We start from the raw sequence: 19,924 nt of genomic DNA on the forward strand, positions 1-19,924 counted from the left end.
CATGGTTGTGGTGCCGCTCACAACCCAATTTAGGTTCTGCCGAGGGAGTTATTTCATGAGCGTAGAAAACCAGCTGCGGATGCGAGCGGTTAGCCCCGCTGTCTGGGGGCCGCCCGAAGTTCTCCGCGAAATCGAAGTGGACAGGCCCTCGCCACAGCCTGGCGAAGTGCTGGTGCGGGTCAAAGCAATCGGGGTGAATCCCACTGATTGGAAGAGCCGCGCTACCGGCGGCAGGAAGCTGTGGAAGAACCCGCCAATCCTGGGGTTCGATGTCTCCGGTGTTGTTGAGGAAGTGGCCGAAGGTTCAGTTCTCTTCCATCCTGGTGATGAAGTCTTCGGAATGCCTCTATTCCCTCAACAGGCAGGTGCCTACGCTGAGTACGTTGCCGGGCCGGCCCGGCAATTCGCCCACAAACCAACCGGCCTGGATCATGTCCACGCGGCTGCGCTTCCCCTGGCCGGGCTTACCGCGTGGCAGTCCCTGGTTGATGCCGCCGGCGTGCAGGCCGGCCAGCGCGTGCTCATCCACGCGGCTGCCGGCGGCGTGGGTCATCTGGCGGTACAGATTGCAAAGGCCTTGGGAGCCTACGTCATCGGCACTGCCCGGCGATCCAAACACGAGTTCGTACGCGGCCTGGGAGCCGATGAAGTGCTGGACTATACCGAGACCGACGTCGCCGAAAGCCTGGACAAGGTAGACATTGTTATTGATACGATAGGCGCCGGAACCGGACAGCACTCCATCGGTGCTCTGCGCCCCGGCGGGATCCTCGTTTCCCTGATTCCCCGCAGGCACGGCCCCACGGCAGCAGCGGCCTCCGCTGCTGGCGTCCAGTACACCTTGGTGGTTGTCGAACCCGACCGCGAAGGGCTGAGGGCGCTGGCCCTGCTGGTTGAATCGGGAGAGCTCCGCCCCCACGTCTCGGCCGTCCTGCCTTTGTCGGACGCTCGGGTCGCCCACGAAATGGGTGAGACCGGACGCACGACGGGCAAGATCGTCCTGACGCCGTAGCCTTTGCGGGCATTTACGACAACGAACCCTGCAATGGGGCAGCCGCCCCTTCCCGCATCCGGGAAGGATTGCACAGTGTCAAAAGCTGTGCCGCGTCGGCGCGATTCTCCATGGTGAATAAAAAATTCGTCAAGGCTTCCATGGCCTCCCACGAAAGTCCGGACGCCGGCAGGAGATCGCGGGCCAGGTCAAGAACACCACCCCGGTCGTACTCGACCGCACGGGCAGGGCCCGAACTGATGCTGCGGCCGTCAAGCAAGCGGATCTGCACTGCCGCCCGATGATCCGCTGGTTGGGCTGGCATCGTATCCAGGGCTTGTTCAGGCCTACTCTCAAATTTAACCTTTGCAGCAGCCTTCAGCACGGCCGGATTTCCGTGATCCGCCAGATGGCTGACGTCGAGGCCTCCGTGGACGAGCGCCACCCCCAGGGAGAACTGCATGCTCATCATGGCGGCCGTAGGTGTGGACGGCCGGCCCGGCGCATCGACCCCCGGGTAGCTCCTGTCGCTATCGGCCAAGGAGACGACGATTTCGACGACGTCCCCGGCCGTGAAACGGTGGCTTTGTCGGAGCTCAAGGACTCTTTGAACGGCAGCCTGGTTGATCGCGCACACAGGGTACGGCTTGAGAAGGACATCGCTGATCGCCCATTTCCCTAAGCCGCCCAGGATTGCGTTCCGGTCCGTGCGCTCTTCATCCGCAAACGCCCTGTAGAAACCCGCGGTTCCTTCCAATGCATCGGGTGCGCCCGCCGCTCCTTCCTCTGCCAGCATTGCGGCGTTGAATCCGCTCCTGGCGGCGGCAGCTGTCTGATAACGCCATTCGTCAGTTCCGCGCTTCCACATTTGCGTGATGCCTGCTGAGGAACTGGCCGCAATGGCAAGCGCATTGGCGATTTGCGTCGGCCCTCCCCCGCACGCCTTCGCGACTGCGCCCGCCCCGGCGAAAGGTCCATACAGGCCCGTGGGCCGGAACCCCCGCCGTGTGGTGGCACTTACCGAACTCCGGCCGATGGCTGCGCCCACCTGATAGCCGCCAATCATGGCCACCAGGAACGCGCGGCCGTCCAAGGATCGGTTCTCCGCCACGGCCAACAGCGGCGGTATTACGCAGCTGCCGAAATGACTTACTGAGCCGGGGTGTTCATCGTGCTGGGCGCGTGCGCCCATGAGCAATGAGTTCGTGTATACGCTCGCCTCATTCGGACCGCGCAGGCCATCGGTCAGCCGGGTCGCTGTCGCCGCGCGGGGCGCACCATCCGGCCAGGCCACCCGGTCTTGCCCGGGAACGCTGAGGTTTCGCGCCCCGAGGGCAACAACGAGGTTATGGCAGAGAACGGTCTTGGCCTGTTCAACAACGGCCACTGGCAGTTGCTCGAAGCGCAGGCCGTCCAGATGGGCCGCCAGACCGGCGATGATGGATGATTTATCTTCAGCGGTCACGGCACAACTCTCTGTCCTGATGAAATGGCATCCTAGCTGAGGGGCGTCCGGCCCGATGCAGTCCGCTATTCGGCGGCCACCTTCTCCTGCTTGCTGGCACCGAACCGTGCCGCCAGTCGCCGCCGGCGTTTGCCGACAAACCCGAGGATCACTCCAGCGCCCAGTGCAATGAAGATTGTCAGTGATATTGGGTCGGTCACGAAGATGGTGAAACTGCCGCCGGAGAGCAGGAGCGACTGCCGGACGGAGCTCTCGAGGATCGGTCCAAGAACGAAGGCAAGCACCAGAGGGCCCGGATCAAAGCCGGTCTTTTTCATGAGCCAACCGATAATGCCGAACACGAGCACCACCCACATGTCGAACACGTCATTGCTGATCGAGAAGACACCGACCATGACAACCAGCAAGGCAAACGTGACGAGGATACCGGCACGGATCCGGAGCATCTGGACGAAGAACCCGACCAGGGGAATGTTCAGCGCAAGCAACATCAGGTTGCCGATGAACATGGACGCAATGACCCCCCAGAAAACCTCAGGGTTGTTCGTCATCATCTGCGGTCCGGGCGTAATGCCGTGGACCAGCAACGCCCCGAACAGCAACGCGAGAACGACATTTGAGGGGATTCCAAGCACGAGCAGCGGGATGAAGGCCGAGGTCGAGGAGGCATTATTGGCCGTTTCGGGCCCGGCGACGCCTTCGATAGCGCCATGTCCGAATCTGCTGGGATCTTTGGCCCGGCGTTTCTCCATGGCATAGGACGCCAGGGAGGAAAGTACCCCGCCGCCGCCCGGGAGGATCCCGATGAAGAAGCCAAGCACGGAACCACGTGCAATGGCGCCTGACGAGTCCTTGAGGTCCTTGCGGGACGGCCAGATGTTTTTGATTTTGGAGGTGAAGGCCTGTACTTTCTCCGTTTGCTCCAGGTTGTACAGAATCTCACCGACACCGAACAGCCCCATGGCGACGGCCACAAAGTCCAGTCCGTCGAGCAGCGACGTCTGACCAAAGGTGAAACGAGGCTTGCCCGTCACCAAGTCCTGGCCAATGGCTGAAAGCAGGAGCCCCACCGCGGCCATGCACAGCGCCTTGATCGTGGATCCTGTGCCCAAGGAGGTTACGAGGAAGAGTCCCAGGACCATGAGCGCCACGAAAGCGGGAGGGCCGAAAGCAAGCGCCGCATCAGCCAGCACGGGAGCAAGCAAAACCAGGCCGATGACGGACACGGTCCCGCCGATGAAGGAGCCGATCGCGGAGATACCAAGGGCCGGTCCGGCACGGCCTTGCCTGGCCATCTGATAACCGTCAAAGGTTGTCACTACGGAGGCGGCTTCACCGGGCAACCTCAGCAGCACCGACGTTATTGTTCCCCCGTACATGGAACCGTAATAGATACCGGCCAGCAGGATGACGGCAGCAGTGGGGTCAAGGGTGAGCGTCACGGGCAGAAGCAGCGCGATCGTGGCTGTCGGCCCGAGTCCGGGCAGGACGCCGATTGCAGTACCCAATGCCACGCCGATGAATACATACAGTAGGTTCATGGGGTCAAATGCCACCGAGAACCCCAGGGCGAGGTTGTTCAACGCGTCCATATCAGACTCCAAAAGCCGAGAAGAGTGTAACGACGACGTCCCTAGGGAAAGGAACGCCCAGTGCCACTACGAACAGAAAGTGCATGACCACCGCTCCCGCGACGGCGAGCGGGACCGCCAGCCGCCATGGTTCCTCGCCAAAGGTCTTCAGCCACAGCGTGAGCATCAGAAACGCCGGGATGAGGAAACCGATCATCTGGAAAAGTACGATGAACGCTCCCAGGCTCGCCAAGCCCGCGGCAATTCCCAGGGCGCGGCGGTTCCACTGCTCGCACTCCGACGGGTCCTGGACAAAGAAGAGAACGGCCGCGGTTACCGTCAGAAACACTCCGACGATGAACGGCCACAAGCCGGCTCCCGGCTTGTTCAGCTGCCCCAGTGACAGCTGGTATGCACCAACCATCGCGGCCACACCGACCAACAGCAAGATGATGGGAATTACACGGGGCCATTGCGAGCGGGCGGGCTTCGCAGACACCGTGACCTCCTGGGTCGCCTTGCTCCCTGCTGTGGAAGTCATGATGCTGTGCATTCCTTTCCGCGACTTATTTCTTCAAAATGGTCTTGTAGACGGTTGCGCCCTCGTCGAGGATCCCCTTGAGAGCTTCGGCGTCATCGAACTTCTCAGGGACGAAGCGTTCCCCGATGATCTCGACCGCTTTCGCGTCCTTGAGGCACGTCTCCAGGCTCCCGGCCAGTTTGGAGGTAGCCTCCTCCGGCAAGCCGGCAGGGCCAGCCAATGCGTACGTGGTGACGGCCAGGGTCAGGTCCTGATAACCAAGATCGACGAGGGTGGGCGTGTCCGGCAGGTGTTTCTGCCGCTTTTCAGAGGACACGGCAAGCGCCCTAAATGAACCGTCCTCGATCCGGGCGGAGACTTCGGGAGCATCGTTGATAAATGCCGCGTCCGCGTGGCCGCCCAACAGAGCTGTTGTCGCTCCCGCGCTGCCATCGAAGGGCACCACCGTGATGTCTACTCCGTACTGGTCCTCGAGCCGCTGCAGTTCTATTGCCTGGGGGGTGGACGAGCCGGATACGCCGATGTTGAGCTTGCCAGGATTGGCCTTGGCTGCGTCGATGAAAGCCTTGGCGTCCTTGTAGGGAGAGTCCTTCCCGACCACCAGATTCATGGGTACATGGGAAATGACACCGATCGGAGTGACGTCGTCTTTCGAATAATCAAGATCGTTGACAAGCGGTGTCAGGACAGTCATTCCCGTCGAAACAATCGCCACTGTGTGTCCGTCGGCTTTCGAGGTGATCAGCTTCTGCATTCCCAGCGCCCCCGAACCGCCCGCCACGTTTTCGGCGACCACTGACTGACCAAGCTCCTTGCCCAGGCACGGGGCAAGAGCGCGGGCAGTAACGTCGGTCGGTCCTCCGGCGGCATAGGGAATGATGAAGCGAACCGTCTCGCTCGGATACCCGCTACCGGATTGGGCTGCCCCGGGAGTGTTGCCGCAGCCTACGACTGCAACCGACATAATTCCAACGCTGGCAAGTACACCAGCCGTGCGGGCGATTTTCTTATTCATGAGGTCTCCAGTCGTGGTGTGAGCTTCGTTGCTTACTCGACAGCTAATAGAAGTGCACTATCAAAACTTCCGTTTCACTGAGGTTAGGGGAAGGATTGGATGTAAGTCAAGTCACATCCATGCATATGTAGTGTGTGCGAATTGGTCACCTCGAACTTCCTCTCCTAACCGAAAAGTGGCGGAAGCCGTGACTCAGGTGCCCCACCATTGCCATCTCGACTGCCCTCTGCTTAACTGGATCTCTAAATCGGACCACACTCTCAGGATGTCGAAATCCGAGGGAACCGTGTTTTGGGCTCATCATCGAAATCAGGACGGAATTATGAAAGAACGTGTACTTGTCACTGGCGGAGCGTCCGGAATCGGGGCGGCGATTGTTGACCGCTGTCTTGAGGAGGGCTACGAGCCCGTCGTGATCGACCGTGTGGGCGCCGGCCTGAGAGCCGACTTGTCCGACAGCGAGGCCACCGCCGCCGCACTGCAACTGGCTTTGGCAGACGGGCCGATCCACCGACTCGTCAACAACGTCGGCATGATAAGAGTGGCTTCGATCGAAACAGTCAGCATGGAAGACCTTGACCTGATGTGGTCGCTCAACGTGCGCACCGCCATACAGTGCCTGCAGGCAGTCCTGCCCGCTATGAAGGAACGCGGGTTCGGGCGCGTAGTCAACATCTCTTCCCGTGCGGCATTGGGTAAGGAGGGAAGAACAGCGTATGCCTCATCGAAGGCGGCGTTGCTGGGGCTAACCAGAACCTGGGCATTGGAACTGGGCCAGCACGGCGTAACCGTCAATGCAATTGGCCCGGGACCAATCCGGACTGCGATGTTCGAAGCGGCAAATCCGCCGGACGCGCCCGGTACGCGAGCGATCATCGACTCCATCCCGGTGCAACGGATGGGGGAGCCCGAAGACATCGCCAACAGTGTGGCGCATTTTCTCGACGATCGATCCGGTTTCGTCACTGGGCAGACACTATATGTGTGCGGCGGCAAGACGGTGGGCATTGCGGGAATCTGATCTCCCCGGCCCACGTTCGAACGGCAATAACAACGCCCTGCCGAGTAAAACCCTGGCAGCAGCAACTTACTGGAGGATTCAATGAAGGCAGTGCGCGCAAGGAAACCGGGGGGCCCGGAGGTACTTGGTCTTGATGAGGTCCCCATTCCCGTCCCGGCGCCCGGCGAAGTGCTCATCGATGTGGCCGCCGCCGGACTCAACCGGGCCGATTCGTTGCAACGCGAAGGCAATTACAAGCTGCCTGACGGTGCCAGCGATGTTCTCGGCCTGGAAGTCTCCGGCACCGTCTCGGCTCTGGGAAGGGGTGTTACACAGTTTTCCGTCGGCGATGGGGTAGTGGCACTGCTCACCGGTGGCGGCTATGCGGAGCATGTCGTGGCTCCCGCAGGCCAGGTGCTGAAGGCTCCCGCAGGCCTCCACATCGTGAGCGCCGCAGCCCTGCCGGAAACAATGGCCACCGTCTATTCCAACCTCTTTATGTCGGCGCGGCTTGTTCGTGGGGAGACGGTTCTGATCCACGGTGGAGCAGGCGGCATAGGAACGACTGCCATCCAGTTGGTGAAGGCCCTCGGAGGCAATGTTGCTGTTACGGCAGGATCGCAGGAAAAGCTGGCCGCGGCCGCGGCCCTGGGCGCGGACATTCTGATCAACTACAAGGAAAAGGACTTTGTCGCCGAAATCAAGGCAGCTACGGCCGGGCGGGGCGCCGACGTCATTCTGGACGTGGTTGGCGCGGACTACCTGTCCCGCAATATCGACGCCCTAAACTTTTCCGGCCGACTGGTCATCATTGGGCTGCAAGGCGGAGCGAGAACCGAATTCGATATCCGGTCATTGATGGCCAAGCGCGCCAGTGTGATCGGCACGCTGCTGCGACCGCGGCCGGTGGAAGAGAAAACTGCCATCATGGCGGCGCTGGCCGAGCACGTCTGGCCGCTGGTCGCTGCAGGCATGATCGAGGTGCCCATAAGCAGGACCTTTCCCCTCGCTGAGGCGGCCGCCGCGCACAGGTACTTCGATTCGGGCACCCACATCGGCAAAGTGCTACTTACGGTCTAGCGGTACCAAACGGCCACGGGAACAGGTCTGGCGCCCAAACTCCGCGACCCGGCCGGGCGAGGTGAACATTGGCCCCGCCTTCATGATCACCGGCCACCCCTGGCCATCGACGGAGATTACACCATCATCCGCTAAACCGGTCCGGTCCATCCGAACTGCCCCGAACCATCTTTCAAGGAGGATCTTCATGACAAGCATCGACACCATCACAACCGCGGCCGTTGTCGGCTCGGGCTACATGGGAGGGGGAATCGCCCAAGTTCTGGCGATGCACGGCTACAAAGTCGCGTTGGGCGACGTCGACGGCGAGACGGCCGAACGCGCACGCTTCAGGCTCGTTGAACAGGCACGGGGATTCGAGGCCCGCGGGTTGTTTCCGGAAGGGGCCTCCGAGGTCATCGAAGGAAACCTCGCCGCTGCGGACAGCATAGAAGAAACCGTGGCCGCGGCGAACTACATCGCCGAAGCGGTTCCTGAAGAACCCGCATTGAAGGCCGGTATCCTCCGCAGGATCTCGGCCGCCGCACCGCCCACAGCGGTCATCGCCTCTAACACCTCCGCCATCCCCATCGAAGAACTTGCCCTATCGGTGGCCGGTCCGGAGCGGTTCCTCGGCGTCCACTGGATGAATCCTGCCCCCTTCATCCCGGGGGTCGAACTCATACCCGGCCCGCACACCGCCCCCTATGTCGTTGACTTCGCCGAGAAGCTCGTTCGTAGCCTGGGCAAGACACCGACCCGGGTGGCAGACACGCCAGGATTCGTCGCCAACCGGCTCCAGTTCGCCCTCTACAAGGAAGCAGTCCGGATCGTTGACGACGGCGTCGCCACACCCGAACAGATCGACACCGTTGTGAGCAACACATTCGGATTCCGCCTCGCCCTCTTCGGCCCCTTCGCCATCGGCGATATGGCCGGACTCGACGTTTACGAATCCGCGTACCGCACCCTCGAAAGAGCGTACGGCGATCGCTTCTCCGCCCCGGAGGCGCTTTCCGCGATGGTCAAGGACGGAAACCTAGGGCTGAAGAGGGGGCACGGTTTCCTAGACATTGACACCGCAGACCAGGCAGCCCTCCTGGCCTACCGAGACAACGCCTATGCACGCTTGTCGCAGCTCCGTGCAGACCTCGGCGAAGCCCCCGGGCTCTAACCAACTCGGGGACAACCGCCAAACCGCCGCCACGATCCCTTATGGAAGATCCGGCGGAACTACCAGAAAAAGCGGTTTTCCCCCGCTGACATCCAATTTGCGGCGCGTAGGACCTCCCGCCTGGTCCCGCGTCTCCGCTGGCGCCCGGGCTTGCCCCGGCAGGCCTGCTGGATGCACGGCTTAGTGCAACGGAGCAAGAAAAGGAACTTGTCGCCCGCTGGGCCGGAAGTCCCGCAGAGGCCTTGGATCAGACTTCTGCGGGACGTGGTCAGTTGGACGACGAGCGCCTTGTAGCTATCGGTCGGGGAGGCCCCTTCTTGTTGCCAAGCAACTACTGGTACGCGTGCACATTCGATTTCGAACTGTTCGTGCCTGTGGAAAAGCGCTGTAGGACCATGCCTGCCTAAAGTTAGGCGAGGTCGAACACGGCCTGCCGGACCCGGACCCGGAAAGTCCGGAGAACCCAGGGCACGGGCCAAGAGTTTCGTCCAGTTGGGGCTGTGACTGTTAACCCGAAATGGCGGTTAAATCACAGTTTGAATGGCGGCTTGCCGTCCCGTTGAAGGAACGTCCACCGACACATTCATCGGACTATACGGGGTCGACGCGAGCGGCAGAAGCTGCCGTTCGAGGACAACTAGTGTGGAGACCCGGTCACCGTCGCTCGACCGTCAGGCGATGGGCCTCTGCCGGCTGGGCGGGGGACTTCCAGATCAGCCATCCCCACCACAGTTGAACCGCTCCGAACAGCGCCCCGGAGAGCACCCCGGCGACGGGAATGAAAGGTCCGCCCAGAGCCAGGTACGCCGGGCCGCTGACAGCCAGCAGCACTCCGGCCGCGCGAGGAAATACTGCCGCACGCGCGGCGGCCACTCCAATGACCGCCAGGCCGAGCACCCACCCGAGCACTAGCAGCCCGGCCCCAATAGCCAGCCACGACGTGAACATCGGCCCGTTGAGCTCCAACAACTGTGGGTCTCTGTCCGCCAGCACAGGAAAAACCAACGCTTCGAAGAAGCCAATGGCGGAACCGCCTATTGCGCCGGCGAAGGAGAACACTAATCCCACATGCCCTAACCGGCGTAGCTGGCCGTTGTGAACCGCGACGAGGCCGGCAGCACCGATGAACGCCAATGCAAACACAAAGATGCTCGCGACATGGATGGGCTGCCACACCTCAGTATCCCGTACAACCTCATCAACGGGACGGTCAAAGATGCTTGGGTGCAAAGGCACGAGAGTAGCGGTGACTGCACCACTCACCGCAAGGGAGATGGCGGAAACGCGGACAGACACCTGCACTACGGCCACTCCCATAGTCTACTGCGCTACCCCATAGCTGCGGCAGGTGAGCGTGGACCGAGCAGCTCATACGTACCGCCGCCACTCCGGGCACTTGGGAACGAAAAGAAGCATCAACTACCGTGCTGGAAACGAACGTTTCCGCTACAGACAAGCAGGTGCGTTTAAAAAATTCCATGCACACTCGATTTTTGTAGCGAAACTCAGTGCCGGTTTCTACGTGCCGGTTCTTCTGATGGTTGACGGGTATTGGTACATTTGGGCGCATGGGACATCTGTTGGGCTATGCGCGGGTATCGACCGGGGACCAGGACGCGGCCCTGCAGCAGGACGCGTTGAAGGCTGCCGGCTGCTACCGGATCTTCACCGACACCGCTTCCGGTTCCCTGGAATCCCGGCCGGAACTGACGAAGGTCCTTGATCAACTCCGGCCGGGGGACACGCTGGTTGTGTGGCGGCTGGACCGGCTCGGCCGGTCCATCCGGCATCTGATCGACCAGCTGGCCGATCTCCAGGAGCGTGGCATCGGTTTCCGGTCCCTGCAGGAGGCAATTGACACCACATCCTCAGGCGGACGTCTCGTCTTTCACGTGTTCGCCGCACTGGCGGAATTTGAGCGGGATCTGATCCGTGAACGGACCAACGCAGGGCTTCAGGCAGCGCGGGCTCGCGGGCGCGTTGGGGGCCGGCCCCAGCTGCTGACCAAGGACAAGCTCCGGACCGCCCGCCGGATGTATGAGCAGAAGGACATGACTGTCGAGAAAATCGGTGAGGTCCTCGGCGTCAGCCGCACCACTGTGTATCGGGCACTCCGGCGCGAACCGGTCCCTGCTGCGCCGCGGCGGCGTTCAACAGCGACACAGAAAACAGTCCGGTGAAGGCCGGAGGCAGCAGTACCCTGACCGGGGACACTGCCTCCACGCCCGAGCAGACAGCGTTGGTGCGCTGGCAGATCCTGCGCCGGCACGTCGACGACGGTGTGCCGCTGACGACCCTCGCCATACACGAAGGCATCGGACTGCGGACACTGCAGCGCTGGCACGCGGCCCACAAACGCGACGGCATCGCCGGACTGTCCACAGCCAACCGCGGGACCACCCGACGCAGGAGCACCCCCTAGCTGGTCGCACTCGTCGAAGGCCTGGCCCTGGTGAAACCGCCCCTGTCCGTGGCTGCCGTCGCCCGCAAGGCCAACCGCGTCGCCGCCGACCACGACTGGCGGCCGCTCTCCTACAGCACGGTCCGCTCCATCACCAGGGGCCTCGACCCCGGCATGAGAACACTCTCCCAACAGGGAATTGCCGCCTACCGGGACACTTACGAGCTTGCCTGGCGGCACCGGGCCGAGCGCCCTAACGCCATCTGGCAGGCAGATCACACCGAACTGGACATCCTCGTCCTGGACGCGAACCTGTTGCCCGGGCGCCCGTGGCTGACCACGATCATGGACGACTACTCCCGCTCGATATGCGGCTACATGCTCTTCCTCGGGGCACCGTCCGCTATGAACACCGCACTGGCGCTGCGGCAGGGAATCTGGCCCAAAGCCGGCGCAGGGTGGCCGATGTGCGGGATCCCCGACATCCTCTACGTCGACCACGGCTCAGACTTCACCAGCCACCACCTGACCCAAACCGCGAAGGACCTGCACTTCGAAATCACCTACTCAACGGTCGCAAGACCCCAAGGCCGGGGAAAGATCGAACGGTTCTACGGCACCATTAACACGGAGCTGTTGGCCGAACTGCCCGGACACCTGGCCCGCGGCCACCGGCCCCCGGCACCGGTGCTGACCCTCAAGGAGCTGGACGCGGCCATCTGCCGTTTCATCACGGAGGAGTACCACCAACGCGAGCACCCCGAGATCAAAGACACCCCGCATCACGCCTGGGTAGGCGACGGGTGGCTGCCCCGGCTCCCGGCAACCATGGACGAACTGAATCTATTGTTGTTGACCGTGGCCAAACCCCGGATCGTCCACCGCGACGGCGTGCACTTCCAGGGGCTCAGATACGTCTCGCCGCTCCTGGCCGCCTACGTCCGAGAACCCGTCGTTGTCCGCTACGACCCGCGGGACGTGACCGAGATCCGTGTCTTCCACAAGAACCAGTTCATCTGCAGGGCCGTGGACCCTGACCATGAAACCTCCACTCTCACGCTGAGAGACATCCAGGCCGCACGATCGGCCCGCCGCCGGGAACTGCGCGGACAAATCAACCAGCGGATCGCCGTCGTGGCCCGGCACCTGCCGGACCTGGCATCAGCGAAACCGGCTCCCGCTCCGGACGCTGTTGATCAACCCAAGAAGCGCCCGAAGCTACGCACCTACCTGGAGGACGACCGATGACACCACAAAGCTTCATTGCCACCAAAGAGCACCGCCGGTTCGCTGAGTTCGCCGACGCGGTGCGCCGCCAGCACACCATCGGCATCTGCTACGGCCAGGCCGGCATCGGAAAGACCCTCTCCGCCAGGCGCTACGCCAACTGGCATAAGGCCGAGAACCTCATAGAACAGTGGGGTCCCCGGGACGACTCCGACTACCAGATTTACGCGGCCCTGGCCCGGACACGCACCGTCTTCTACACCCCTGCCGTACTCACCTCACCCAAACAAATCCACGCCGAACTCGAACACATCAGCACCCGCGTATCGATCTGCGTTGATCAGCATCTGGAAAAGATCGGCAAGAAGACAGGACCGCACACCCGCACCGGTAAGCATGTTGAGCTGCTCATCATTGACGAATCCGAGCGCCTCAACGCCACGGCGCTTGAACTTTGCGTGACCGCTACGACCGGGACAACATAGCCCTGATCCTCATCGGCATGCCCGGGATTGAAAAATGGTTCAGCCGCTACGCACAGCTCTACAGCAGGGTCGGCTTCGCCCACGAATACCGCCCACTCGCACAGGAAGAACTGAATTTCGTCCTCGAGCGCAGATGGCACAAACTCGGTCAGAGCCTGGACCCGGAAGATTTCACCGATGCCCAGGCCATCGCCGCCGTCGCGCGGATCACCCGAGGAAACTTCCGCCTCATCGACCGGCTCTTCACCCAAATCGAACGGGTCATGAAAATCAACGAACTCAGCACCATCACCGATGACGTCGTTGAGGCCGCACGCTCAACCCTCGTCATCGGAATCAGTTAGAACCGCCAAACCGAGCTGTGAAATAACCGCCATTGCGAAGTAACAGTCACACCGCTGTCCGGAGCGCGTGTCCTCCCGGGGTAAGCAACCCCAGAGCGACGAGTTTCTTGAGCCGTTCCGCGAGAACATTCGAGTCGATACCCTTGAGTGATCCGGCGTGCAGCTCTCGGAAATGGTGCTTGTCTCCGAAGACGATGTCGCGGAGCACGATCAGGGTCCAGCGATCGCCGAACGCCTCCACGGCGCGTTGAGGGCACCCCGACCGCGGCTCACCCGCTTCGCCCATAGTGCTTGCACTCTACTACCGCCAGCTAATACCGTCTCGACAAGGGGTTGCAAACCACAAGCGGAAGGCATTTCATGCTGAAGGAAGTCGCTGAGGGCGTTGTTGTTCACGAGAGCGAGTTCATCCAGAGTAATTCCGTTGTCGTGCAGGGGGGGACGGTGTGTTGCTCATTGACCCCGGCATAACGGGCGACGAAATGGCGGCCCTCGCGAACGACCTTCGCGAGTTGGGCCAGCCCGTCGTGGCAGGCTTCTCGACGCATCCTCATTGGGACCACGTGCTCTGGCACGCGGACTTCGGCGACGCGCCCCGTTACGGCACAGCCCGCTGCGCGGCCTCTATCCAAGATCTGCTGTCGAACGCGGACTGGAAGGCCCGCATAGCCGAGGGGCTCCCGCCGGAGTACGCCGAGGAGATCCCGATGGATCTGCTCGGGCTCATTACCGGTCTGCCCGCCGAAGCTACGCAGATTCCTTGGGATGGCCCCAAAGTCCGCATCATCGAGCATCAGGCCCATGCCCCAGGCCATGCCGCGCTGTTGATCGAGGAGTCCCGCGTCCTCGTCGCCGGCGACATGCTTTCTGACATCCTGATGCCGTTCCTCGACCTCGAGGCCGCGAATCCGATCGAGGACTACCTCGCCGCGCTGCGGCTCTTTGACCGCCTGGCCGACGACGTTGACGCCGTCATCCCCGGTCACGGCTCGGTCGGCGGAACTGGGCAGCTACAAGCACGTATCAAACAGGATCGCGCGTACGTGCAGGCCCTGCGAGACGGCGGTGTTCCCGACGACTCGCGGGTCGGTCCGTCGGCCCCGTTGGAGTGGCTGCCGGAGGTTCATCAATGGCAGCTCCAGCGGCTCGCCCAAAGAGAACTGAACGAGACGCTCGAATAGCCGTCGCATCCCGGGTGCTGCGGGGTGTCCCGACGACGGCCCGCCACCTGAGCTGGCCTGACCGAATGTCGCCGAATCCGTCTAGGCCACAACGAAGAGTCGACTGGCTCGCTGCGCATCGATGGCGGATCCGTCAGCCATCTCGAAGAAGTAATTACACTGCCACTGCTGGGATTTTTTCGCCTGCCGATTCGTCGTAGCTGACCACGGCGGATAGACGCGGAACCCTCGATTGCCTCCGGCGCCGCCAACGGACACGACGCCATGCTTGACGAGCGCCTTCGGAAAAGCGAATGCTCCGACTCGGGAATCCTCCCGCACGCAGATCACCAGCACGTCGCTGTACTCCTCCGCAGGCAGAGGTTCGGTCGACCCATCGAGAGAGCGCCGCCACACTGTCACGAACAAGCCCACCTTCGTCGGGGTCAGCTTTCCGACCCTGAAGCGAACCGGATACCGACCGATTACCGAGATCGCGGCACCGTACTCAGCGTTGTCGACCTCGACTTTGGCGGGGGAACAGACGAGGCCGAGGTCGCCGAGAACCCTCATCACCATGGCGACATCCGGATGGAGCGACGGGGCTGTGCGCGAAGAGCTCAGCCCTCACTACCCCGACGATATCCTCACGTGCACGTCTTCTGGAAAGGGGGTCCTGGACAACGAATCCTCTGGTTCACGAACCACCCCTAAGGGGTCGATTTGAAGGCTCAAGACGGGACACGTTCTACAGAACGCCATGATGGTCTTTGCGGCACGTTGAACGTGCTCGGAATTCGCGCTATGTGAGCTCCAGCAGCCCAAGGCATTCGATCACAACGTGTTCAGGCTGCCGGGGATCGTCACCCCAAATGCGAACCGGAAGTTCTACTGTAAGGACGGTGTTCACCCGATGATGGCGCTCCCGGCAGTGCGCGGATGAGCCGCGTAGGGTGAGCACAACTATTGGGGGAATCCCCTGTGACCCAAGTCTTCAGCATCTGGCCCATGCCTTACGTGGTCTTCATGGCCGTACTGATCGGCTTGGCGGCGTACGTCCTGATCCTGGTGATCACCTTCCTTCGGCTCCGCATTGCTGAGCTGAAACGTGCGGCCCCGCCCAAGGACACCGCCAACGGCAGTGACAGAAGCTAGGCGCGCTGCCTCTTCCTTGCCAGTCTTCAATCCAGATTGAAGTAAGCTCAGGGCACAAAAAACCTGGTCAGGCCTCGGCCTGCGGCAGCACCAGCAGGTAGCCCGCCGGCAGATCGCTGCTCCAGCGTCGCGGCTCACGGACCACGAACTGCGTCGCCAGCTGCTCGGGGCTGAGCAGGCTGTTGGGCGCAGGCGATGGACCCCACTGCCCGCTGCCGTGCGGGTAGAGCGGATCCTGGACGCGGACGCCGGTGACCGAGAACTCCGGGAACTGGCCGGGATCGCCGAGCGACTCGAACCCGCTCATCACCCACGCGTGGCGACCGCTCCACATGACCAGCCCGACCGGCCGGCCCGTTTCGGTGATGGCACGCGCCGCCGTTTGCGGTGCGTCCTCGTAGTTGGCGATGCTGACAACGGCGTATGGCCCCATCCCCACGTCAGTCAGCACCTCGGCCCAACCCAATGGGTTGGCACCGTTGAACGAGTTGGACGACCGTGCCCGGGCCATCTCCCACAGGTCGTTCTGCTGAGCGCGATCGGCCCACGTGCCGCCCCCCGTGTCATCGATGAGGTTGTGCGCGATCTGGATGCTCGCCGCCACACACCAGTCGAAGGTGTACTGCGGCACGAAGTCCCCCTCCTGGTAGAGGTTCAGGGCAAACGCCTGGGGCACCGCCGTCGGCGTGGGAACCGGCGTCGGTGTGGGGGCCGGAGTCCGGTGAGGGGCGGGGGCGACGTCGCCAGCGGCTGGCCGGGCCGAGGACGTCGCTATCGGTCGATCGGTGGCGGTCTCGTCAAAGCCGATCGCGGGCGCGCACGCCGTGAGGAGCATCGTCAGGGCAACGAGCCAGGCCAGAAGACGGGGAGGGGCACCGGTCATAATCGAAAGTCTAGCGCGATGCGGCCAGGTCCTGACCGGGACTACAGGCGCCGTTCGCAGGGCGACTGTTGCCCGCCGTCGTTCACCTGGGACGCCTCCTAAAGGAGAAACGCCCGACGGCGGTGGCCGGGCGGGGTGCTTGCGCCATGCCCGGCGGTCCAGCGCCACAGTGGCCAGAACCGCGAGGACGACGACCACGAAGTAGATCAGCTCCGCGCGGCCGGCGCCGGGACCGGTGAAGCCGAAGGAACGCATCGTGAAGGGTGCCCTGGCTGTTGTGGAACAGGAGCGTCAGCAGGACGCTGCTGCCTGTGCGGTTGAAAAGCCACACGTAGAGGAAGGTGATGGCGAACGTCGTCGGCAGGCCGATCACGCTTAGCCCGCCAAAGAGGACCAGCGGCAGGTGCCAGAGGGCCACGAGGACGCCGAGAATGGCTGCGGACACCAGCGGAGGCCGGGACGCCTGAAGCAGCGGGAGGGCGTAGCCGCGGAACCCGGGTTCCTCGCCGCGTGGTCCGTCCAGCGGATTGACCAGCCGGACGGCGAAGACGGTCAGCAGCCCGTTCCACGTCAGCTGTGCGAGGCCCGGAGCGGAGGCCCCGAGTGCCATGGTGGTGAGCCCCGTGACGAGGACAAGGACGGCGGGGAGGAGAAGCGCGACGGCGTACCACACCCACCCGACGCGCCACCGGATGAGTCGCCGTCCCCAGGCAAGGAAGCCAGGGCGGCCCTCGGCCAGGGCTATGACGATAATGGCCGCAGCAAGCGGGCCTATCGGCAGGAATTCCATGCGGGGAATCAGCCCTGACGCGTAAGCGGGCCACGATGCCCAGGAAATCGCGTAGGTCAGGACAAAGAATGCCGAAAGGCCTGTGGTGTTTTAGCCAGCCAGTGGAACGGCGCATGATGGCTCCAAACAGTCACTGCAAGGTGCTCCAATTGTCCGCCCCCTGCCCGCGTGCGCGCCGGTGCTGGACGCCGGCCTTGACGGCGTTCCCGCAGGCCAGAGCCGGCGCTAAACTCCGACGGCGGGGCGGCCCAGGGTGCGCCCCTCGCGCAGGACCAGGACGCGGCGGAAGTTGCGGTCCACCACTACGACGTCGGCCCGCAGGCCCGCGCGGAGACTTCCGATTTCCTGCCCCTGGCCGATGATGGCCGCCGGAACCGCGGTGGCTGACAAAACAGCGGCGGCCGGCTCCACGCCGGCGTTAATGGTCCGCCGCACAACGTCCAGCAATGTGGCCGTCCCGCCAGCGAGGGTGCCGTTGCTGAGCCGGGCCACGGCACCGCTGACGGAAACGGCGGCGGGGCCAAGCTCGTAGTCCCCGTCCGGCAGCCCAGTGGCGGCCATGGAGTCGGTCACCAGGACCACGTTTTCAGCCCCCACCAACTCGAAGACCATCCGGACTGTTTCGGGGTCCAGGTGCGCGCCGTCGGCGATGAGTTCGACGGCAATCGTGCCGGCCCCGGCCAGCCGGAGGCACGCGGCGACAGGTCCGGGGCTGCGGTGGTGCAGCGGCGGCATACCGTTAAAGAGGTGTGTGATAGTGGGGCGCGATACGGTCCCCAGGCCGGATGCCGCCAGCAGCTCCGCCGCCCCGGTGAGGGAGGCCGCCGTCGTCCGCGCGTCCGCGTCAGTGTGGCCCACCGACGGCGTGACGCCGTGCTCGGCGAGCATCCGCACCACGGCGTCGGCGCCGGGAAGTTCGGGCGCGTACGTCATGGTCCGCAGGTGGCCGCCGGCCGCGGCCAACAGTTCGCCCAGCAGGGGGAGGTCCGGCTCGCGCAGGTACCGCGGATCCTGGGCGCCGCATCGCGCGTGGGACAGGAACGGCCCCTCGGAGTGGATGCCCGCGATGAGCCCTTCATCGGCAAGCAGCCGCAGGGTTTCCAGGCCGCGCAGCAGGTCCTCGCGGGACGCGGTCACCGTGCTTGCCAGCAGCGTGGTGGTGCCGCTGCGGTGCAGGAAGTCCACGGCGGCCCTGGCAGCCCCGCTGTCGCCGCTGGGGAAGTCGCCGCCCACGGCCCCGTGGCAGTGCAGGTCAACGAGGCCGGGCAGAATCAGGCTGCCCCGCGGCAGTTCGAGTTCCTCAAGACCGGGCAGCGACGCCTCATCCAAGCCCGCGCGGGGCCCTACATACGCGATGCGGCCGTCCGCGACGGCCACCACTGCGTCGTCCTGGATCGAGCCGTCGGTCAGGACCGTGCCGGCCAGCAGGTAGCTCCCGGACTCAGCGGCGGTGGGCCCGGGCGTCACTTGAGGGCCTCGGCGAACCAGCCGGTGATGGTGGCCGGGTGCGTGATCGCGGTTCCGACGACGACGGCCCCGGCCTCGACCGCCGCGGCAGCGTCGTCGAACGAGCCGCAGTCCGCCATCACCAAGGCGTGGGAATCGTGGTGGATGCCCGCCACTGTCTGGGCCAGGGTCAGGCCGTCCGGACGCTCCCGGCGCGTGCCGTCGATGGCCACCACGTGGGCGCCCGCGTTGGCCGCCGCCAGAGCATGACGGAGTGTGGGAGTGATGAAGGCGCCGTCGTGACCGTCCTTCCAGAGCCCGATCACCGGAACCTCCACCGCTGCACGCGTGAACTGCACATCGGCCAGACCCTGGACACGGACGGCAGCGGCGCCGCCGATCACTGCGAAAGCGGCCATCTGCGCCGTGCTGCGCGGGTCCCGCAGGGGCTCGCCCGGATACGCCTGGCAGGACACGATGAGTTGCCCGCGCAGGGCTTCGGGGGTCAGAATCACGGTCGGTTCCTCTGGAAGGTTGACGGAGCGGGCTGAAGATCAGGGAATGACGAGGTGCTTAGGACCGAGTGGTGGTGAGGACCAGTCGCGCGGCGCCCACCATTGCTGCTGCGTTGCCGAGTTTAGCCCGAGGACGGGGAGGCCGAGCAGCGCGGGCAGGAGTTCGGCGCGAAGGGCGCGTTCCATGGGACGCCACCAGGGCGCGCCGGCGTCGGAGAGCCCGCCGGAAACCACCACCACTTCGGGTCCAGGATGTTGGCGAGTCCGCCCACGGCCTGGCCGGCGGCAGAGGCGCCCATGCCCACGCCTTGATGGCTATGGCATCGCTGTCGCCGGCGAGGGCAAAGACACCGCGGGCGTCCAGCGCCGGTTCCTTGCCGCCGAGCCGCACGTACGCCTCGCGGATGGCGGGCCCGGAGGCGATGGCCTCAACATGCCCGGCGCCGCCGCAGACGCAGAGAATAGCCTGGCCCTCGTGGAATGCGTACGGCGAGGCGAAGTGGCCCACGTGGCCGCCCGCATAGCGGTGTCCCAGGACCGGGTGCCCGGCCAGGACAAAACTGCCGCCGACGCCGGTGCCGAAGGCCACTAGTTATCCACTAGTGTAGCGTGTCGTTGATTACTTTGGGTCTGATTGTTTGTCAGACTTGATTCATGGTTTATCTGGCAAGGGCATTGGAATTGCGCGACGGGGACCGAGGG

At 63.7% G+C, this 19,924-nt stretch carries 21 protein-coding genes and 1 pseudogene; 10 read left to right on the forward strand and 12 right to left on the reverse strand.

Features of this window, described 5'->3' with window-relative positions; translation table 11 throughout:
• Window positions 1–55 precede the first annotated feature (55 nt).
• Window positions 56–1,012: an NADP-dependent oxidoreductase gene (locus tag NG697_RS18295; RefSeq protein WP_252601886.1), complete on the forward strand. Its 957-nt coding sequence runs from the start codon at window positions 56–58 to the stop codon at window positions 1,010–1,012.
• Window positions 1,013–1,025: 13 nt separating this feature from the next.
• Here the strand turns inward: NG697_RS18295 and NG697_RS18300 are convergent, their stop codons facing one another.
• From NG697_RS18300 to NG697_RS18315, 4 genes are all read right to left on the reverse strand, one after another.
• Window positions 1,026–2,378: an MmgE/PrpD family protein gene (locus NG697_RS18300; RefSeq protein ID WP_252614890.1), complete on the reverse strand. Its 1,353-nt coding sequence runs from the start codon at window positions 2,376–2,378 to the stop codon at window positions 1,026–1,028.
• Window positions 2,379–2,521: 143 nt separating this feature from the next.
• Window positions 2,522–4,048 carry a tripartite tricarboxylate transporter permease gene (locus NG697_RS18305; RefSeq protein ID WP_252601892.1) on the reverse strand — a complete coding sequence of 509 codons (1,527 nt, stop codon included), beginning with the start codon at window positions 4,046–4,048 and terminating at the stop codon, window positions 2,522–2,524.
• A gap of 1 nt (window position 4,049) precedes the next feature.
• A complete protein-coding gene (locus tag NG697_RS18310; protein WP_252601895.1) occupies window positions 4,050–4,568 on the reverse strand; it encodes a tripartite tricarboxylate transporter TctB family protein in 519 nt (172 codons plus the stop codon).
• A 25-nt stretch (window positions 4,569–4,593) separates the two neighbouring features.
• Entirely contained in the window at window positions 4,594–5,583 is a 990-nt protein-coding gene (locus NG697_RS18315) for a tripartite tricarboxylate transporter substrate binding protein (RefSeq protein ID WP_252601898.1), read from the reverse strand.
• A 265-nt stretch (window positions 5,584–5,848) separates the two neighbouring features.
• Here NG697_RS18315 and NG697_RS18320 point away from each other — a divergent pair, with 265 nt between their 5' ends.
• The 3 genes from NG697_RS18320 to NG697_RS18330 all read left to right on the forward strand — a co-directional run bounded on the left by NG697_RS18320 (window position 5,849) and on the right by NG697_RS18330 (window position 8,816).
• A complete protein-coding gene (locus NG697_RS18320) occupies window positions 5,849–6,604 on the forward strand; it encodes an SDR family NAD(P)-dependent oxidoreductase (RefSeq protein ID WP_252601901.1) in 756 nt (251 codons plus the stop codon).
• An 81-nt stretch (window positions 6,605–6,685) separates the two neighbouring features.
• Window positions 6,686–7,663 (forward strand): NAD(P)H-quinone oxidoreductase, encoded by a 978-nt coding sequence (locus NG697_RS18325; protein ID WP_252601903.1) that lies wholly within the window; start codon window positions 6,686–6,688, stop codon window positions 7,661–7,663.
• Window positions 7,664–7,850: 187 nt separating this feature from the next.
• Window positions 7,851–8,816, forward strand: a complete 966-nt coding sequence (locus tag NG697_RS18330; protein WP_252601906.1) for a 3-hydroxyacyl-CoA dehydrogenase family protein — start codon at window positions 7,851–7,853, stop codon at window positions 8,814–8,816.
• Between the two features lie 654 nt (window positions 8,817–9,470).
• Here the strand turns inward: NG697_RS18330 and NG697_RS18335 are convergent.
• The gene (locus NG697_RS18335) at window positions 9,471–10,127 is read right to left on the reverse strand and encodes a hypothetical protein (protein WP_252601909.1); all 657 of its coding nucleotides are present in this window, start codon (window positions 10,125–10,127) and stop codon (window positions 9,471–9,473) included.
• 257 nt (window positions 10,128–10,384) lie between these two features.
• Between NG697_RS18335 and NG697_RS18340 the strand changes: the two genes are divergently transcribed.
• From NG697_RS18340 to NG697_RS18355, 4 genes and pseudogenes are all read left to right on the forward strand, one after another.
• Entirely contained in the window at window positions 10,385–10,996 is a 612-nt protein-coding gene (locus NG697_RS18340; protein WP_252601912.1) for a recombinase family protein, read from the forward strand.
• Window positions 10,993–11,238 (forward strand): helix-turn-helix domain-containing protein, encoded by a 246-nt coding sequence (locus NG697_RS18345; protein ID WP_252612206.1) that lies wholly within the window; start codon window positions 10,993–10,995, stop codon window positions 11,236–11,238. Before NG697_RS18340 ends, NG697_RS18345 begins: the two co-directional genes overlap by 4 nt.
• Before the next feature lie 30 nt (window positions 11,239–11,268).
• Window positions 11,269–12,465, forward strand: a complete 1,197-nt coding sequence (locus NG697_RS18350) for a TnsB C-terminal domain-containing protein (protein WP_252612204.1) — start codon at window positions 11,269–11,271, stop codon at window positions 12,463–12,465.
• Window positions 12,462–13,273 (forward strand): annotated as a pseudogene (locus NG697_RS18355) (AAA family ATPase). Before NG697_RS18350 ends, NG697_RS18355 begins: the two are co-directional and overlap by 4 nt.
• Window positions 13,274–13,319: 46 nt before the next feature.
• Here NG697_RS18355 and NG697_RS18360 read toward each other — a convergent pair.
• Window positions 13,320–13,559, reverse strand: coding sequence for a winged helix-turn-helix transcriptional regulator (locus NG697_RS18360; RefSeq protein WP_252601918.1), 240 nt, complete (start codon window positions 13,557–13,559; stop codon window positions 13,320–13,322).
• A 160-nt stretch (window positions 13,560–13,719) separates the two neighbouring features.
• On the opposite strand from NG697_RS18360, the gene NG697_RS18365 reads away from it, so the two are divergent.
• Window positions 13,720–14,454: an MBL fold metallo-hydrolase gene (locus NG697_RS18365; RefSeq protein WP_252601921.1), complete on the forward strand. Its 735-nt coding sequence runs from the start codon at window positions 13,720–13,722 to the stop codon at window positions 14,452–14,454.
• A gap of 81 nt (window positions 14,455–14,535) precedes the next feature.
• Here NG697_RS18365 and NG697_RS18370 read toward each other — a convergent pair whose 3' ends face one another.
• Window positions 14,536–15,012 carry a MepB family protein gene (locus NG697_RS18370; RefSeq protein ID WP_252614882.1) on the reverse strand — a complete coding sequence of 159 codons (477 nt, stop codon included), beginning with the start codon at window positions 15,010–15,012 and terminating at the stop codon, window positions 14,536–14,538.
• Window positions 15,013–15,414: 402 nt separating this feature from the next.
• Here NG697_RS18370 and NG697_RS18375 point away from each other — a divergent pair, with 402 nt between their 5' ends.
• Window positions 15,415–15,588: a hypothetical protein gene (locus NG697_RS18375; protein WP_252601923.1), complete on the forward strand. Its 174-nt coding sequence runs from the start codon at window positions 15,415–15,417 to the stop codon at window positions 15,586–15,588.
• Between the two features lie 67 nt (window positions 15,589–15,655).
• Here the strand turns inward: NG697_RS18375 and NG697_RS18380 are convergent, their stop codons facing one another.
• The 5 genes from NG697_RS18380 to NG697_RS18400 form a co-directional block, all read right to left on the reverse strand.
• Window positions 15,656–16,471, reverse strand: coding sequence for a hypothetical protein (locus NG697_RS18380; protein ID WP_252601926.1), 816 nt, complete (start codon window positions 16,469–16,471; stop codon window positions 15,656–15,658).
• Between the two features lie 82 nt (window positions 16,472–16,553).
• Window positions 16,554–17,261, reverse strand: a complete 708-nt coding sequence (locus NG697_RS18385) for a CPBP family intramembrane glutamic endopeptidase (RefSeq protein WP_252614884.1) — start codon at window positions 17,259–17,261, stop codon at window positions 16,554–16,556.
• Between the two features lie 225 nt (window positions 17,262–17,486).
• Window positions 17,487–18,728 carry an N-acetylglucosamine-6-phosphate deacetylase gene (gene nagA, locus NG697_RS18390; RefSeq protein WP_252601932.1) on the reverse strand — a complete coding sequence of 414 codons (1,242 nt, stop codon included), beginning with the start codon at window positions 18,726–18,728 and terminating at the stop codon, window positions 17,487–17,489.
• On the reverse strand, window positions 18,725–19,222 hold the full coding sequence (locus NG697_RS18395; protein ID WP_252614885.1) for a beta/alpha barrel domain-containing protein: 498 nt from the start codon (window positions 19,220–19,222) through the stop codon (window positions 18,725–18,727). Before NG697_RS18395 ends, nagA begins: the two co-directional genes overlap by 4 nt.
• 58 nt (window positions 19,223–19,280) lie before the next feature.
• The gene (locus tag NG697_RS18400; RefSeq protein WP_252614886.1) at window positions 19,281–19,811 is read right to left on the reverse strand and encodes an ROK family protein; all 531 of its coding nucleotides are present in this window, start codon (window positions 19,809–19,811) and stop codon (window positions 19,281–19,283) included.
• Between the last annotated feature and the right edge of the window lie 113 nt (window positions 19,812–19,924).

This window comes from Pseudarthrobacter raffinosi (assembly GCF_023913835.1).
Classification (GTDB): domain Bacteria; phylum Actinomycetota; class Actinomycetes; order Actinomycetales; family Micrococcaceae; genus Arthrobacter; species Arthrobacter raffinosi.

What these genes read in the sequence shown, in the direction of transcription:
- NG697_RS18360 (WP_252601918.1), bottom strand. Translation starts at nt 13,559, where the DNA reads ATGGGCGAAGCGGGTGAGCCGCGGTCGGGGTGCCCTCAACGCGCCGTG.
- NG697_RS18330 (WP_252601906.1), top strand. Translation starts at nt 7,851, where the DNA reads ATGACAAGCATCGACACCATCACAACCGCGGCCGTTGTCGGCTCGGGC.
- NG697_RS18340 (WP_252601912.1), top strand. Translation starts at nt 10,385, where the DNA reads ATGGGACATCTGTTGGGCTATGCGCGGGTATCGACCGGGGACCAGGAC.
- NG697_RS18315 (WP_252601898.1), bottom strand. Translation starts at nt 5,583, where the DNA reads ATGAATAAGAAAATCGCCCGCACGGCTGGTGTACTTGCCAGCGTTGGA.
- NG697_RS18325 (WP_252601903.1), top strand. Translation starts at nt 6,686, where the DNA reads ATGAAGGCAGTGCGCGCAAGGAAACCGGGGGGCCCGGAGGTACTTGGT.
- NG697_RS18320 (WP_252601901.1), top strand. Translation starts at nt 5,849, where the DNA reads ATGTCGAAATCCGAGGGAACCGTGTTTTGGGCTCATCATCGAAATCAG.
- NG697_RS18370 (WP_252614882.1), bottom strand. Translation starts at nt 15,012, where the DNA reads ATGGTGATGAGGGTTCTCGGCGACCTCGGCCTCGTCTGTTCCCCCGCC.
- NG697_RS18295 (WP_252601886.1), top strand. Translation starts at nt 56, where the DNA reads ATGAGCGTAGAAAACCAGCTGCGGATGCGAGCGGTTAGCCCCGCTGTC.
- NG697_RS18310 (WP_252601895.1), bottom strand. Translation starts at nt 4,568, where the DNA reads ATGACTTCCACAGCAGGGAGCAAGGCGACCCAGGAGGTCACGGTGTCT.
- NG697_RS18305 (WP_252601892.1), bottom strand. Translation starts at nt 4,048, where the DNA reads ATGGACGCGTTGAACAACCTCGCCCTGGGGTTCTCGGTGGCATTTGAC.
- NG697_RS18385 (WP_252614884.1), bottom strand. Translation starts at nt 17,261, where the DNA reads ATGGAATTCCTGCCGATAGGCCCGCTTGCTGCGGCCATTATCGTCATA.
- NG697_RS18380 (WP_252601926.1), bottom strand. Translation starts at nt 16,471, where the DNA reads ATGACCGGTGCCCCTCCCCGTCTTCTGGCCTGGCTCGTTGCCCTGACG.